Annotated in this window: 12 protein-coding genes; all 12 read right to left on the bottom strand. The window is 66.1% G+C overall.

Annotation, left to right across the window (positions count from 1 at the left end; genetic code table 11):
- Positions 1 to 10: 10 nt before the first annotated feature.
- Positions 11 to 847: a 50S ribosomal protein L2 gene (gene rplB / locus ODE13_RS03115; protein ID WP_322477949.1), complete on the bottom strand. Its 837-nt coding sequence runs from the start codon at positions 845 to 847 to the stop codon at positions 11 to 13.
- A 35-nt stretch (positions 848 to 882) separates the two neighbouring features.
- On the bottom strand, positions 883 to 1,188 hold the full coding sequence (gene rplW / locus ODE13_RS03110; protein ID WP_179540890.1) for a 50S ribosomal protein L23: 306 nt from the start codon (positions 1,186 to 1,188) through the stop codon (positions 883 to 885).
- Positions 1,185 to 1,805: a 50S ribosomal protein L4 gene (gene rplD, locus ODE13_RS03105; protein ID WP_179540891.1), complete on the bottom strand. Its 621-nt coding sequence runs from the start codon at positions 1,803 to 1,805 to the stop codon at positions 1,185 to 1,187. The genes rplW and rplD overlap by 4 nt, the downstream gene beginning before the upstream one ends.
- A 5-nt stretch (positions 1,806 to 1,810) precedes the next feature.
- Entirely contained in the window at positions 1,811 to 2,473 is a 663-nt protein-coding gene (rplC, locus tag ODE13_RS03100; protein WP_179540892.1) for a 50S ribosomal protein L3, read from the bottom strand.
- A 23-nt stretch (positions 2,474 to 2,496) separates the two neighbouring features.
- The gene (rpsJ, locus tag ODE13_RS03095; protein WP_022871716.1) at positions 2,497 to 2,805 is read right to left on the bottom strand and encodes a 30S ribosomal protein S10; all 309 of its coding nucleotides are present in this window, start codon (positions 2,803 to 2,805) and stop codon (positions 2,497 to 2,499) included.
- Between the two features lie 574 nt (positions 2,806 to 3,379).
- Positions 3,380 to 4,570 (bottom strand): elongation factor Tu, encoded by a 1,191-nt coding sequence (gene tuf, locus ODE13_RS03090; RefSeq protein ID WP_179540893.1) that lies wholly within the window; start codon positions 4,568 to 4,570, stop codon positions 3,380 to 3,382.
- Positions 4,571 to 4,835: 265 nt separating this feature from the next.
- Positions 4,836 to 6,950, bottom strand: a complete 2,115-nt coding sequence (gene fusA / locus ODE13_RS03085) for an elongation factor G (protein ID WP_179540894.1) — start codon at positions 6,948 to 6,950, stop codon at positions 4,836 to 4,838.
- Between the two features lie 179 nt (positions 6,951 to 7,129).
- Complete coding sequence (gene rpsG, locus ODE13_RS03080; RefSeq protein WP_179540895.1) at positions 7,130 to 7,600, bottom strand: 30S ribosomal protein S7; 471 nt, start codon at positions 7,598 to 7,600, stop codon at positions 7,130 to 7,132.
- A complete protein-coding gene (rpsL, locus tag ODE13_RS03075) occupies positions 7,600 to 7,974 on the bottom strand; it encodes a 30S ribosomal protein S12 (RefSeq protein WP_070161800.1) in 375 nt (124 codons plus the stop codon). The genes rpsG and rpsL overlap by 1 nt, the downstream gene beginning before the upstream one ends.
- 288 nt (positions 7,975 to 8,262) lie before the next feature.
- Positions 8,263 to 9,630, bottom strand: coding sequence for an OmpA family protein (locus ODE13_RS03070; RefSeq protein ID WP_322477948.1), 1,368 nt, complete (start codon positions 9,628 to 9,630; stop codon positions 8,263 to 8,265).
- Between the two features lie 150 nt (positions 9,631 to 9,780).
- Positions 9,781 to 10,752, bottom strand: coding sequence for a DUF4349 domain-containing protein (locus tag ODE13_RS03065; RefSeq protein ID WP_322477947.1), 972 nt, complete (start codon positions 10,750 to 10,752; stop codon positions 9,781 to 9,783).
- Between the two features lie 216 nt (positions 10,753 to 10,968).
- The gene (locus ODE13_RS03060) at positions 10,969 to 14,856 is read right to left on the bottom strand and encodes a DNA-directed RNA polymerase subunit beta' (RefSeq protein WP_179540898.1); all 3,888 of its coding nucleotides are present in this window, start codon (positions 14,854 to 14,856) and stop codon (positions 10,969 to 10,971) included.
- Between the last annotated feature and the right edge of the window lie 15 nt (positions 14,857 to 14,871).

The raw sequence follows: 14,871 nt of genomic DNA, 5'->3' as shown, positions 1-14,871 counted from the left end.
CTCCAGGCTCCTATCGCTTGTTCTTGTTACGACGGCGACGCACGATGAGCTTGTCGCTCTCCTTGTTGGGACGACGCGTGCGACCCTCGGGCTTACCGTTCGGGTTCACCGGGTGGCGACCGCCGGACGTCTTGCCCTCACCACCACCGTGCGGGTGGTCGACCGGGTTCATGACCACACCGCGGACGGTCGGGCGGACGCCCTTCCACCGGTTGCGGCCGGCCTTGCCCCAGTTGATGTTGGACTGCTCGGCGTTGCCGACCTGTCCGACAGTCGCACGGCAGCGGACGTCGACGTTGCGCACCTCGCCGGAGGGCAGTCGCAGCTGGGCGTACCGGCCCTCTCGGGCAACCAGCTGGATGGTGGCGCCGGCGGACCGGCCGAGCTTGGCACCGCCGCCGGGACGCAGCTCCACAGCGTGGATCACGGTACCCAGGGGGATGTTGCGCAGCGGCAGGTTGTTGCCAGGCTTGATGTCCGCGTTCGGGCCGGACTCGATGGCGGCGCCCTGCTCCAGCTTGGCCGGAGCCAGGATGTAGCGCTTGGTGCCGTCGGCGAAGTGCAGGAGCGCGATGCGGGCAGTGCGGTTCGGGTCGTACTCGATGTGCGCGACCTTGGCCGGGACGCCGTCCTTGTCCGCACGACGGAAGTCGATCAGACGGTACTGACGCTTGTGACCTCCACCCTTGTGACGAGTGGTGATCTTGCCCGAGCTGTTGCGGCCGCCGGTCTTGGACAGCGGGCGCAGCAGGGACTTCTCCGGGGTGTCCCGGGTGATCTCTGCGAAGTCGGCCACCGACGAGCCACGCTGGCCCGGGGTGGTCGGCTTGAGGTTACGGATAGCCATGTTCTACTTCCTCGATTAAGTGGTCTCCGCCGGGCTCAGCCCTGCGGACCTCCGAAGATGTCAATGTTCCCCTCTTTGAGGGACACGATCGCGCGCTTGGTCGCGTTGCGCTGGCCCCAGCCGAAGCGCGTGCGCTTCCGCTTGCCGGCGCGGTTGATCGTGTTCACGGAGTCGACCTTCACCGAGAAGATCTTCTCCACGGCGTACTTGATCTCCGACTTGGTGGCCTTCACATCGACGAGGAAGGTGTACTTCCCCTCATCGATCAGACCGTAGGACTTCTCCGAGACGACCGGTGCGATGACCACGTCCCGGGGGTCTTTCTCAGTCAGGACGCTCACTTGGACTCCTCCTTCTGGGCGCCCGCCTGCTGCGCGAGGAAGGCGTCGTAGCCGGCCTGGGTGAACACGACGTCATCGGAGACGACGACGTCGTAGGTGTTCAGCTGGTCCGAGTACAGCGTGTGGACCTGGGGCAGGTTGCGGGTCGACAGCGCCGCGACGTCGTCGCTGCGGTCGATCACGACCAGCCAGTTGCGGTTCTGACCGTCCAAGGCGGCCAGCGCCTCGCGGGCGGCCTTGGTGGACGGAGTCTCGGTGACCAGCGCGTCCACGACGTGGATCCGACCATTGCGCGCCCGGTTGGAGAGGACGCCGCGCAGTGCGGCGGCCTTCATCTTCTTCGGGGTGCGCTGCGCGTAGCTGCGCGGAGTCGGGCCGTGGACGATGCCGCCGCCGATCATGTGGGGAGCGATCATCGAGCCCTGACGGGCACGACCGGTCCCCTTCTGACGGAACGGCTTCGCGGTGGTGCCAGAGACTTCGGCGCGAGTCTTGACCTTGTGCGTGCCCTGACGGGCTGCGGCCTGCTGCGCGACGACGACCTGGTGGATCAACGAGACGTTGGTCTTGGCGTCGAAGACCTCGGCAGGGAGGTCGACGGAAACCTTGTTGGCCATGTGGATCATGCTCCCTTCACTGCCGTGCGGACCAGGACGACCTGGCCGCGGGCACCGGGCACGGCACCCTTGATGAGCAGCAGGTTCTTCTCGGCGTCCACCGCGTGGACGGTGAGGTTGTGCGTGGTGTGGCGCTCGTTGCCCATGCGACCGGCCATGCGCAGACCCTTGAAGACGCGGCCCGGAGTGGCGGCGCCACCGATGGAGCCCGGCTTGCGGTGGTTCTTGTGCGAACCGTGGGACGCACCGACACCGGCGAAGCCGTGACGCTTCATGACGCCGGCAAAGCCCTTGCCCTTGGTCTTGCCGATGACGTCGACCTTCTGGCCGGCGTCGAAGGCCTCGACGGACAGGTCCTGGCCGAGCTCGTAAGACGAGGAGTCGGTGGTGCGAATCTCGACGAGGTGACGACGCGGTGTCACACCGGCCTTGGCGAAGTGACCCGCCAGCGGCTTGGTGACCTTGCGCGGGTCGATCTGGCCGTAGCCGATCTGCACTGCGTTGTATCCGTCGGTCTCGTCGGTGCGGACCTGCGTGATGACATTGGAGTCGGCCTGGACGACAGTGACCGGGATGAGGTTGTTGTCCTCGTCCCAGACCTGGGTCATGCCGAGCTTCGTGCCCAGCAGCCCCTTGACGTTCAGTTCGACGCGGGAAATATTGGTCATAGTTCTCTCAGCACCTCCCTGCTTCAGAGCTTGATCTCGATATTGACGTCTGCAGGCAGGTCGAGACGCATCAACGAGTCAACCGCCTTGGGAGTGGGGTCGACGATGTCGATGAGGCGCTTGTGGGTGCGCATCTCGAAGTGCTCGCGGCTGTCCTTGTACTTGTGGGGAGAACGGATCACGGCGTACACGTTCTTCTCCGTGGGCAGCGGCACCGGGCCCACCACCGTCGCACCTGCGCGCGTGACCGTGTCAACGATCTTCCGGGCTGAGGTGTCGATGACCTCGTGGTCATACGACTTCAGCCGGATGCGGATTTTCTGTCCCGCCATGGCGTCTGCCTCTTTCTGGTCAGTGCTTCTTCGTCTGGTCTTCTCGCAGTCCACCGCTGCGGCAGAGCATGACGCTCCCAGAAAAGGCATCGCCCGCTCCTGTCTCAGACAGGCTCCGGCGGCACTCCCCTTCTGCAGTTGTGGACTGCGCATCAGGCAAAGCCGTGATGCACATCCCGGTCAGGCCGAACCCGTCGAGGAGACGGGCTGCTCGGCCTGTCGGGCTCCGACCCCCGCGGTCGGGCGTGTCGCTTTGATGGGCGGAGAACTCCGCACACAGCAGTACACACCGCGTGGGTCGGGCTGGACTACGAACAGATTGACAGCTCGACGGCACCCTGGGGCGCCGGGACTCGGGCTCCTCCTCCAGGCATGACCTGCGGCACTGCCGCTTGTCTGGACCTTCGGAGGGCGCACTCGTCCGTGAGCAACTTGTCCATCCTGACAGAAAAACCCTCGACACGCAAAACGAGAGCCCCCGACGTCCCTGGGGACGTCGGGGGCTCTCGTGCTCCCTCAGCATGCCGCCCGGTCGAGACCGGGTGCAGCCTGAGGATCAGCGGAGGTGATCAGCTCACTTCAGGATCTTGGTCACACGACCCGAACCCACGGTGCGGCCACCCTCACGGATGGCGAAGCCGAGGCCGTCCTCCATGGCGATGGGCTGGATCAGCTCGACGGACATCTCGGTGTTGTCACCGGGCATGACCATCTCGGTGCCCTCCGGCAGGGAGATCACACCGGTCACGTCAGTCGTACGGAAGTAGAACTGCGGACGGTAGTTGGTGTAGAAGGGGTTGTGGCGGCCGCCCTCATCCTTGGACAGGATGTAGACGTTCGCCTCGAAGTCGGTGTGCGGAGTGATCGAGCCGGGAGCAGCCACGACCTGGCCGCGCTCGACGTCGTCACGCTTCAGACCGCGGAGCAGCAGACCACAGTTCTCGCCGGCCCAGGCCTCGTCGAGCTGCTTGTGGAACATCTCGATTCCGGTGACCGTGGTCTTCTGCTTGTCACGGATGCCGACGATCTCGATCTCCGAGTTGATCTTCAGCGTGCCGCGCTCGGCACGGCCGGTGACCACGGTGCCACGACCGGTGATGGTGAAGACGTCCTCGATGGGCATCAGGAACGGCTTGTCCTTGTCACGCTCCGGCTCCGGGATGAACTCGTCGACGGCCTCCATGAGCTCCTCGACGGTCTTGACCCACTCGGCGTCGCCCTCGAGGGCCTTCAGGCCGGAGGTGCGGATGACCGGTGCGTTGTCGCCGTCGAAGTCCTGGTCGGACAGCAGCTCGCGGACCTCCATCTCGACCAGGTCCAGGAGCTCCTCGTCCTCGACCATGTCAGCCTTGTTGAGGGCGACCAGCAGTGCGGGGACGCCGACCTGGCGGGCCAGGAGGACGTGCTCACGGGTCTGCGCCATCGGGCCGTCGGTGGCGGCGACCACGAGGATCGCGCCGTCCATCTGAGCGGCACCGGTGATCATGTTCTTCACGTAGTCGGCGTGACCGGGAGCGTCGACGTGCGCGTAGTGACGCTTCTCAGTCTGGTACTCGACGTGCGAGACGTTGATCGTGATGCCGCGCTCGCGCTCCTCCGGAGCGTTGTCGATCGAGGCGAAGTCACGCTGCTCGTTCAGGTCCGGGTACTTGTCACCAAGCACCTTGGAGATGGCGGCAGTCAGCGTGGTCTTGCCGTGGTCGACGTGACCGATGGTGCCGATGTTGAGGTGCGGCTTGGTCCGCTCGAACTTTGCCTTGGCCACAGGTTCCTCCTATAGAACTTGTTAAGGTCAGAAGACTTGCTATCAGCCGCACATGGAACGAGGCTGAAACTCTCGCAAGTCTACTGGGGCGCATCGTATTTGGTGAAATTCTCCGGATGCCTGACGGGCCGGGCTGGCCTGCTCCCGTGAGGCCGCTGCGACGGCGGGACGAATCCGGAGCTCGTCCCGCCCCCGGCCCGATCCCCCGGCGGCCTGGACGGCCGCCGGGTTCACGGGCGGTGAGCTTCACGAGCGAGGGGTCACCTCACTCGCCGCGGTTCTTCTCGATGATCTCCTCGGACACGGCCTTCGGCACCTCTGCGTAGGAGTCGAAGGACATGGTGAAGACGGCACGGCCCTGGGTGCGTGAGCGCAGCTCGCCGATGTAGCCGAACATCTCGGACAGCGGCACCAGTGCCTTGATGACCTTCACGCCCGCCGCGTCGTCCATGGACTGGATCTGACCGCGGCGGGAGTTCAGGTCGCCGATGACGTCGCCCATGTACTCCTCGGGAGTACGGACCTCGACGGCCATCATCGGCTCGAGCAGCACCGGGTTGGCGCGGCGTGCACCTTCCTTGAAGACCTGGGAGCCGGCGAGCTTGAACGCCATCTCCGAGGAGTCGACGTCGTGGTAGGCGCCGTCCACCAGCTCCGCCTTGACACCGACCATCGGGTAGCCGGCGAGGATGCCGAGGCCCATCGCGTCCTGGATGCCTGCATCCACGGACGGGATGTACTCGCGCGGGATGCGACCACCGGTGACCAGGTTGGCGAACTCGTAGAGCTCGCCCTCCGAGGTGTCCAGCGGCTCGAAGTTGACGAGCACCTTGGCGAACTGACCCGAACCACCGGTCTGCTTCTTGTGGGTGTAGTCGACCTTCTCCACACGCTTCTTGATGGTCTCGCGGTAAGCCACCTGGGGCTTGCCCACGTTGGCCTCGACCTTGAACTCGCGCTTCATACGGTCCACCAGGATGTCCAGGTGGAGCTCGCCCATTCCACCGATCTCGGTCTGGCCGGTCTCGTCGTTCTGGTTCACGGTGAAGGTCGGGTCCTCGGCGGCCAGCTTCTGGATGGCCGTGGAGAGCTTCTCCTGGTCACCCTTCGACTTCGGCTCGATGGCCACGGAGATCACCGGCTCCGGGAAGGTCATCGACTCGAGCACGATCTGATCGTTCGGGTCGCAGAGCGTGTCGCCGGTGGTGGTGTCCTTGAGCCCGATGACCGCGTAGATGTGCCCGGCCTGGATCTCCTCGACCGGGTTCTCCTTGTTCGCGTGCATCTGGAAGAGCTTGCCGATGCGCTCCTTCTTGCCCTTCGTGGAGTTCACGATCTGAGCGCCGGCGGCCAGCTTGCCCGAGTAGACGCGGATGAACGTGAGCTGCCCGAAGAACGGGTGCGCCGCGATCTTGAAGGCCAGAGCGGAGAACGGCTCGTCCTTGCGCGGACGGCGCGTCAGGACCACGTCCTCGTTGTTCGGCTTGTGCCCCTCCATCGCCTCGACGTCTGCCGGAGTGGGCAGGTAGTCGATGACGGCGTCGAGCATAGGCTGCACACCGCGGTTCTTGAACGCGGAGCCGCAGAACACCGGGTAGGCGGCGCCGGCCACGGTGAGCTTGCGGATGCCTTCCTTGAGCTCGTCGATGGAGATCTCTTCACCGTCGAGATACTTGGTCATCAGCTCGTCGTCGGCCTCGGCGACCTGCTCGATGAGCTCGCTGCGGTACTGCTCAGCGCGCTCCTGGAGGTCCTCGGGGATCTCGTGGGTCTCGTACTCGGCACCCATGGTGACGTCACCCTTGGCATCGCCGGGCCAGACCAGAGCCTTCATCTGCAGCAGGTCGACGACGCCGACGAAGTCGCTCTCGGAGCCGATCGGCAGCTGCATCACCAGCGGAGTCGCGCCGAGGCGAGACTTGATGGTGTCGACGGTGAAGTAGAAGTCTGCGCCGAGCTTGTCCATCTTGTTGACGAAGCAGATGCGCGGCACGTTGTACTTGTCGGCCTGGCGCCAGACGGTCTCGGACTGCGGCTCGACGCCCTCCTTGCCGTCGAAGACGGCGACGGCGCCATCGAGCACACGCAGGGCACGCTCCACCTCGACGGTGAAGTCCACGTGGCCGGGGGTGTCGATGATGTTGATCTGGTTGTCGCCCCAGAAACAGGTCACCGCGGCGGAGGTGATCGTGATGCCGCGCTCTTTCTCCTGCTCCATCCAGTCCGTCGTGGACGCGCCGTCGTGAGTCTCACCGATCTTGTGGTTCATGCCGGTGTAGAACAGGATGCGTTCGGTCGTGGTGGTCTTACCGGCATCGATGTGCGCCATGATGCCGATGTTGCGGACCTTCTTCAGGTCAGTGAGCACGTCTTGTGCCACGGTGGATCCCCTTGTCCTCTCAGATCTCTCGATAAGCAGATCTCTCTCAAAAAGGCGGAGCCGTCAGCGGGGCTTCCGACTCCGATCAGCCTACGCGGGCCGCCCACGCCGGTGAAGCCTCGTCCCGCAGGACGATCTCATGACCGGACGCGGACGGGATACGTCGCGCAGGCAGGCGCTCACCAGCGGTAGTGGGCGAAGGCCTTGTTGGACTCTGCCATCTTGTGCGTGTCCTCACGGCGCTTCACTGCGGCACCGAGGCCGTTGGAGGCGTCGAGGATCTCGTTCATGAGACGCTCGGTCATCGTCTTCTCGCGACGATCCTTGGCATAGCCGACCAGCCAGCGCAGCGCCAGCGCGGTGGCACGGCCCGGCTTGACCTCCACCGGCACCTGGTAGGTGGCGCCGCCGACGCGGCGGGAGCGGACCTCCAGTGCCGGACGGACGTTGTCCATGGCCTTCTTGAGGACGCCCACGGCATCCTCGCCGGACTTCTTGTTGACGCCCTCGAGAGCGCCGTAGACGATGCGCTCCGCGGTGGACTTCTTGCCGTCGACGAGCACCTTGTTGATCAGCTGGGTGACCAGCGGGGAGCCGTGGACGGGGTCCTGGACGAGAGGGCGCTTGGGAGCGGGACCCTTACGAGGCATTACTTCTTCTCCTTCTTCGCGCCGTAGCGGCTGCGGGCCTGGCCGCGGCCCTTGACACCCTGGGTGTCGAGGGCGCCGCGGACGATCTTGTAGCGGACACCGGGGAGGTCCTTCACACGACCGCCGCGCACGAGCACGATCGAGTGCTCCTGCAGGTTGTGCCCCTCACCAGGGATGTAGGCGGTGACCTCGACGCCGCCGTTCAGGCGCACACGGGCGACCTTCCGGAGTGCAGAGTTCGGCTTCTTCGGGGTCGTGGTGTACACACGGGTGCAGACACCGCGACGCATCGGGCTTCCCTGCAGGGCAGGGGTCTTGTTCTTGGCAACCTTGGGAGTGCGCCCCTTGCGCACCAGCTGCTGAATAGTAGGCACTATGCGTTCTCCATACGTGGTTTTGGGCTTGACGCTCCGCGGACTCACCGCAGACCGGTCGAGCTGAGGGATGCTGAAGATCCCGCGTACGATCGGTTCTGACACGATCCGCGGGAAAGGCCCCTGGGCGTGCAAATATGTGGCATTCGTTGCGCAACCTCCCCGCAACCCGGACCAAGTCCCTCTGCCACACAGAAACAATCAAGGCAACGATACCAGCTGCCGCACGAAGTGGCTAAACGGGGCAGCCCAGGAGGCTGCGCCCCGCCCGGCCGGCACCCCAGGCGATCAACCCTCACCCACGTCCTCCTCGCCTTCCTCGCCGACCTCGTGATCCACGTCGTCCTCGCCGCGATCCGCAGGCTCGACGGTGATCACCACGCGTCGGTTCTCCGCCCGGCCACCCTCGGTCCCATTGTCCGCCCGGGGCACGTCCTCGCCGAAGCCCTGCGCGGACACCAGGTCCGAATCCATACCGCCGTGATCGGTCAGCCAGTCCACCACCGACTCGGCCCGCAGCTCCGAGAGCTGCTGATTGTCCTCATGGTCGACGGTGGCGACGTCGTCGGTGTGCCCCTCCACACGGACCACGTAGTCGTCGTTGCGGTCTGCGATCTCCGAGGCGATGGCCTCCAGATCAGCCTCGGCGCCGGCGCGGACCTCATGGTCGTCCGGATCGAAGAGCACATCGCCCTCGGTGATGTAGGAGACCTGCTCCTCACCCTCGGTGCGCTCGGTGTGCTCGGCGTCATCGAGCCGATAGGTCTCGAGCTTCTCGGTGGGGATCGAGACCGTGGGGATACTCAGGGTCTCAGCGGTGACGGTCGGCAGCGTCATCGTCGGGGAGCTCCAGCCGTCGCCGGAGCTTCCCCAACGCGTCTCTGACCACTGGGTCTCGGCCCACTGGTGCTCCGACCACCGATGCTCCGACCACCGATAGGCGGCCCAGACGTGGTCCCCGGGCTCGAGGTCGTCCTCGTCGGCCTGGCAGACCTCCTCGGCGACGACGCCCTCGATCTCGACGGCCGGCATCTCGACGGCCGGCTGCACGACCTCCTCCAGCACGGTGCCGTCGGGCAGCCGCACCTCAGGAAGCACGCGCTCCGGCAGCGTGACCGCGGGGACATAGGCGGCGGAGAGTTCGACCCGGGGCAGGCATGCGCCGGGAGCCGTGTGCGCCACGAGACAGCCGGCCTGCCCCACACGCTCCGGGATCAGCACGCCGGGGGCCCCGGGAATCTCAACCTCCTGACCGTCGACGTTGAGGGTCTGGGACGGCACCGGGTCATGTTCGACCTCCTCGACGACCACATCCTCGAGCATCGTGACCGTCCGCCCCTCCCCGGGCTCACAGCCTTCGATATCGATCGGGTCGCCCACGTCGGCGACCAGCAGCTCCGCCTCCTCGGCGCCTCCCCCCTCGCCGTCGACGCCGTCGTGGACGTCATCACCACCCGACTCCCCACCCCCACCCTCCTGCGGACGGGCCTCCGGCTCGCCCTCGACGCCCTGTCCAGCGGACCCTCCCACATCCTGCGTGGCGTCCTGCCGCTCGGCGGGCCGCTCCTCCTGCTGCCCGGTCGACACGCAGCCGGTGAGCAGGGTCAGCACCGCCATGACGGCGAGGCCCCGCCCCACCACAGCCGTCCTTTTCACGTCCCACATGATGCTCCGCTCCCCCTCTGCTCGACCGACGATCCGCAGGAATCCCTGACTGGATTCACTTTTGCAAATCATAGCACCGGAGTTGCTCCCGCAAAACCCCGGCGCTCACGCACGTCATGACGAGCTCTCATGGCCAGACCCTCATCTCTCGTGCGATCCGCCGCTGCCACCCTCCCGCGCTTCATCCATGACCTCTTCCGGAATCTCCCCCGGAACCTCCTGAGCACGTGAGCGACGACGCGCGCGGCGCCGGCGCACCAACCAGCGCACGACCACTGCCACGATGATCAGCACCGGCAGCCAGGGAAGCATCGCCCCGATGACCACCAGCACACCGTCGGCCGCGGCCACGAGGCCGGCCCAGCCCGACTGCAGCCCTCCGAGGAACCCCTCGGCGCGCACCACCGCAGCACGGCCGTCGAGGAACTCGAGCTGCAGGGTGGACATCTCCACCTGATCGCTGAGCCCTTGCCGCTGGGCGACCAGCGCCTCCAGCGAGGCCTGACGCTCACTGAGGCTCGACTCCGCTTGGAGCAGGTCCTCACTGGTGGTGGCCTGCTCCATGATCTCCAGCAGGCGCTCCACCGAGGTCTCCAGCGCCTCGATACGGGCATCCAGGTCCCGCGCGGTGCCCGTGACATCCTGGGCGCGCTCACTGAGGTCCTGCACATCCCCCAGCTCGGCGAGATCCTCGAGGACCTGCCACAGATGCTGGGCCGGGATCCGCAGTGTCAGCGTGGCACTGCCGAGGCGACCGTCGTCGTCGACCTGCTCCCGGCGAGACTCCACGTGCCCTCCCTGGCCTTCGACCTGGGCGATCACGTCGTCGACGGCCTCACGGACCTCGCGGACCTCCACCAGGGCAGAGGCGGTGGTGACGACCTCCCGACCCTCGACGTCGACATCAGCCGGGGGTCCATTCTCACCCGGCGCCGCCGGCGCTGCGCCCTCCACGCCCGCGCGGTCCCCCGCCTCGTGGTCACCTGACTCGTGGTCACCTGACTCGTGGTCGACCATGCCGTGCTCATCACCGCCGTCCGCGCAGCCCGCCAGCAGAAGTGCCGCCAGCATCGCTCCAGCGATCCAGCGCAGCCGCTGCACCCATGCCTCCATGGTCATCCCCTCCGGTCACCGCTCCAGATATTTGCTTTTGTGAAGCCATGATCGCAGGAAGGATCACCGAGGACAATCCCTGACGGCGATCTCCCTCCTCCCGGACCTGCCCTCGCAGGTCCGCCCGGGACGCACGAGAGCCCGGACCCCCATGGGATCCGGGCTCTCGTCTCACTGCTTCAGGCTCCAGGCGTCGGAACCGTCAGCCGCCGCAGGTCAGCGGAAGTCGACCTCGGTGTTGTAGTCATCCAGCGGGATGGCGTGGAACTCGCCCTCGCCCTCCGCACCGGCGTAGTCGAAGCTGGAGCCGTAGAGGCTCGGCCCGGTGAACAGGTTCGCCTTGGCTTCCTCCGTGGGCTCCACCGAGGACTGCGTGTAGCGGTCCAGACCGGTGCCGGCCGGGATGAGCTTACCGATGATCACGTTCTCCTTCAGGCCCAGCAGCGGGTCAGACTTGCCCTCCATCGCCGCCTGGGTCAGGACACGGGTGGTCTCCTGGAAGGATGCCGCCGACAGCCACGAGTCCGTGGCCAGCGACGCCTTCGTGATGCCCATCAGCTCGTCACGACCGGAGGCCGGCTGCTGACCCTCGGCGACGGCCTTCCGGTTCTCCCGCTGGAAGCGGAACCGGTCGGTCAGCTCACCGGGCAGCAGCGCGGTGCCGCCGGACTCGATGACGGTGATGCGGCGCAGCATCTGCCGGACGATGACCTCCACGTGCTTGTCGTGGATGCCCACACCCTGTGACTGGTAGACGTCCTGCACCTCGGAGACCAGGAACTTCTGCGCAGCCCGCGGGCCGAGCACACGAAGCACCTGCTTGGGGTCCACCGCGCCGGCCACCAGCTGCTGGCCGACCTCGACACGTTCCCCGTCCTCCACCAGCAGACGCGCACGGCGCAGCACCGGATAGGCCTGCTCCTCCGTGCCGTCGTCCGGGGTCAGCACCAGACGCAGCTGCTTCTCGGCGTCCTCGATGCTGACCCGCCCGGCAGTCTCCGCGATCGGTGCGACACCCTTGGGCGTACGGGCCTCGAAGAGCTCCTGGATTCGGGGCAGGCCCTGGGTGATGTCATCTGCGGACGCGATACCACCGGTGTGGAAGGTACGCATCGTCAGCTGCGTGCCAGGCTCACCGATCGACTGGGCCGCGATGATGCCCACGGCCTCACCGATGTCCACCGTCTTGCCGGTGGCCAGCGAGCGGCCGTAGCAGAGCGAGCAGGTGCCCACCGCCGACTCACAGGTCAGCACGGAGCGGACCTTGATCTCCGTGATGCCCGCCTCGAACAGCTTCCCGATGAGCACATCGCCGATGTCGGTGCCGGCCTCGGCCAGCACCGAGCCCTCGGTGTCCGCGACGTCGACTGCCAGAGTCCGTGCATAGGCGGAGTTCTCGACGGCCTCGTGCAGCCGCAGCTCCCCGTTCTCATCGGGCAGCGCGATCGGCACCGTGAGGCCGCGCGAGGTGCCGCAGTCCTCCTCGCGGACGATGACGTCCTGCGACACGTCCACCAGACGACGGGTCAGGTAGCCCGAGTTCGCCGTCTTCAGCGCCGTGTCGGCCAGACCCTTGCGGGCACCGTGGGTCGCGATGAAGTACTCGAGGACCGAGAGGCCTTCGCGGTACGAGGACTTGATCGGACGCGGGATGATGTCACCACGCGGGTTGGTCACCAGACCACGGATGCCGGCGATCTGCCGGACCTGCAGCCAGTTGCCTCGAGCACCTGAGGTCACCATCCGGTTGATGTTGTTCAGCGAGTCCATGCCGCTCTTCATCGCGGCGGCGACCTCGTCGGTCGCCTTGGACCAGATCTCCACCAGCTCGGCGTGACGCTCGTCGTCACCGATCAGACCCATGTCATGCTGCGACTGGACCTTCGCGGCCTGATCCTCGTAGGCGTCCATGATGGACTGCTTGTCCATGTCGGAGGTGATGTCCGAGATGGCCACGGTGACGCCGGAACGCGTCGACCAGTAGAAGCCGGCGTCCTTGAGGTTGTCCAGGGTCCGCGCCGTGGTGACGGTCGGGTACCGCTCAGCGAGATCGTTGATCAGCGAAGAGAGCTGACCCTTGTCCGCCACAGTGTCCTGCCACGGGTAGTCCGCCGGGAGGAGCTCGTTGAAGAGCACCTTGCCCAGAGTGGTCCCGATGGTGGCCGGCTGGCCCTCCTCCCAGCCCTCAGGTGCGGGGACCTCGGCCGAGGGGACGAAGCCCTCCACCGTGATCTTCACCGGAGCGTTGAGATGCAGCTCCTTGAGGTCCAGGGCCATCTGCGCCTCGCCCAGGGACGCGAACGCCCGTCCGGCACCGGCCTCGTCCTCGCGGACGGTGGTCAGGTGGTGCAGGCCGATGATCATGTCCTGCGAGGGCAGGGCCACCGGACGGCCGTCCGAAGGCTTCAGGATGTTGTTCGAGGACAGCATCAGGATGCGGGCCTCAGCCTGCGCCTCCGGGCTCAGCGGCAGGTGCACTGCCATCTGGTCACCGTCGAAGTCCGCGTTGAACGCGGCACAGACCAGCGGGTGCAGCTGCAGGGCCTTGCCCTCGACCAGCTGTGGCTCGAAGGCCTGGATGCCCAGACGGTGCAGCGTGGGAGCACGGTTCAGCAGCACGGGGTGCTCGGTGATGATCTCCTCGAGAACGTCCCACACCTGGGAGCGCTGGCGCTCCACCATCCGCTTCGCGGACTTGATGTTCTGGGCGTGGTTGAGGTCCACCAGGCGCTTCATCACGAACGGCTTGAACAGCTCCAGAGCCATCTGCTTGGGCAGACCGCACTCGTGCAGCTGCAGCTGCGGGCCCACCACGATGACCGAACGGCCCGAGTAGTCCACACGCTTGCCGAGCAGGTTCTGACGGAAGCGGCCCTGCTTGCCCTTGAGCATGTCGGACAGTGACTTCAGCGGACGGTTGCCCGGCCCGGTGACCGGACGCCCGCGACGGCCGTTGTCGAACAGCGAGTCCACAGCCTCCTGGAGCATGCGCTTCTCGTTGTTGACGATGATCTCGGGGGCACCGAGATCCAGCAGACGCTTCAGGCGGTTGTTGCGGTTGATCACGCGACGGTACAGGTCGTTGAGGTCGGAGGTCGCGAAGCGGCCGCCGTCCAGCTGGACCATCGGGCGGATCTCCGGCGGGATCACCGGCACGGCGTCGAGCACCATGCCGCGCGGGGTGTTGCCGGTGCCCAGGAACGCGTTGAGGACCTTCAGACGCTTCAGGGCGCGGGTCTTCCGCTGTCCCTTGCCGGTGCTGATGGTCTCACGCAGCTTCTCGGCCTCGGCCTCCATGTCGAAGGTCTCCAGGCGACGCTGGATCGCCTCGGCCCCCATGAAGCCCTCGAAGTACTGGCCGTAACGGGCACGCAGCTCGCGGAACAGCGCCTCATCGCCTTCGAGATCGGAGACCTTGAGGTTCTTGAAGCGGTCCCAGACCTTCTCGAGCTGCTCGATCTGGGCGTCGGCGCGCTTCCGGATCTGAGCCATCTGCTTGTCGGCGCCGTCGCGGGCCTTCTTCTTCTCAGCGGCCTTGGCACCCTCGCCCTCCAGACGCTCGAGGTCGTCCTCGAGGTCCTTCGCGACGGCGGCGATGTCGGAGTCGCGCTGATCGGCCAGGTGCTTGATCTCCTGGTCGTACTCGGCCTGCAGGTTAGGCAGGTCGTCATGACGGCGGTCGGCGTCCACGGTGGTGATCATGTAGGCAGCGAAGTAGATGACCTTCTCGAGGTCCTTCGGCGCCAGGTCCAGCAGGTAGCCCAGGCGGGACGGCACACCCTTGAAGTACCAGATGTGGGTCACCGGGGCGGCCAGCTGGATGTGGCCCATGCGGTCACGGCGGACCTTGGCACGGGTCACCTCGACGCCGCAGCGCTCACAGATGATCCCCTTGAAGCGCACGCGCTTGTACTTGCCGCAGTAGCACTCCCAGTCGCGGGAGGGACCGAAGATCTTCTCACAGAAGAGCCCGTCCTTCTCCGGCTTCAGGGTTCGGTAGTTGATGGTCTCCGGCTTCTTGACCTCACCGTGGGACCAGCTGCGGATGTCATCGCCGGTGGCCAGCGCGATGCGCATGGTGCCGAATGAGGATTCGTTGGACATAGTCCTGTATCTCTC

This window comes from Nesterenkonia sp. HG001 (assembly GCF_034438835.1).
GTDB classification, from domain to species: domain Bacteria; phylum Actinomycetota; class Actinomycetes; order Actinomycetales; family Micrococcaceae; genus Nesterenkonia; species Nesterenkonia xinjiangensis.
Note: the sequence above shows the minus strand (reverse complement) of the source record. Positions and strands in the feature narration are given on the sequence as shown.

Bases quoted from the DNA above. Each gene is read 5' to 3' on its own strand.
- rplB (WP_322477949.1), bottom strand. From the start codon at position 847: ATGGCTATCCGTAACCTCAAGCCGACCACCCCGGGCCAGCGTGGCTCG.
- rplD (WP_179540891.1), bottom strand. From the start codon at position 1,805: ATGGCCAACAAGGTTTCCGTCGACCTCCCTGCCGAGGTCTTCGACGCC.
- rplC (WP_179540892.1), bottom strand. From the start codon at position 2,473: ATGACCAATATTTCCCGCGTCGAACTGAACGTCAAGGGGCTGCTGGGC.
- rpsJ (WP_022871716.1), bottom strand. From the start codon at position 2,805: ATGGCGGGACAGAAAATCCGCATCCGGCTGAAGTCGTATGACCACGAG.
- rpsG (WP_179540895.1), bottom strand. From the start codon at position 7,600: ATGCCTCGTAAGGGTCCCGCTCCCAAGCGCCCTCTCGTCCAGGACCCC.
- ODE13_RS03065 (WP_322477947.1), bottom strand. From the start codon at position 10,752: ATGGAGGCATGGGTGCAGCGGCTGCGCTGGATCGCTGGAGCGATGCTG.
- ODE13_RS03060 (WP_179540898.1), bottom strand. From the start codon at position 14,856: ATGTCCAACGAATCCTCATTCGGCACCATGCGCATCGCGCTGGCCACC.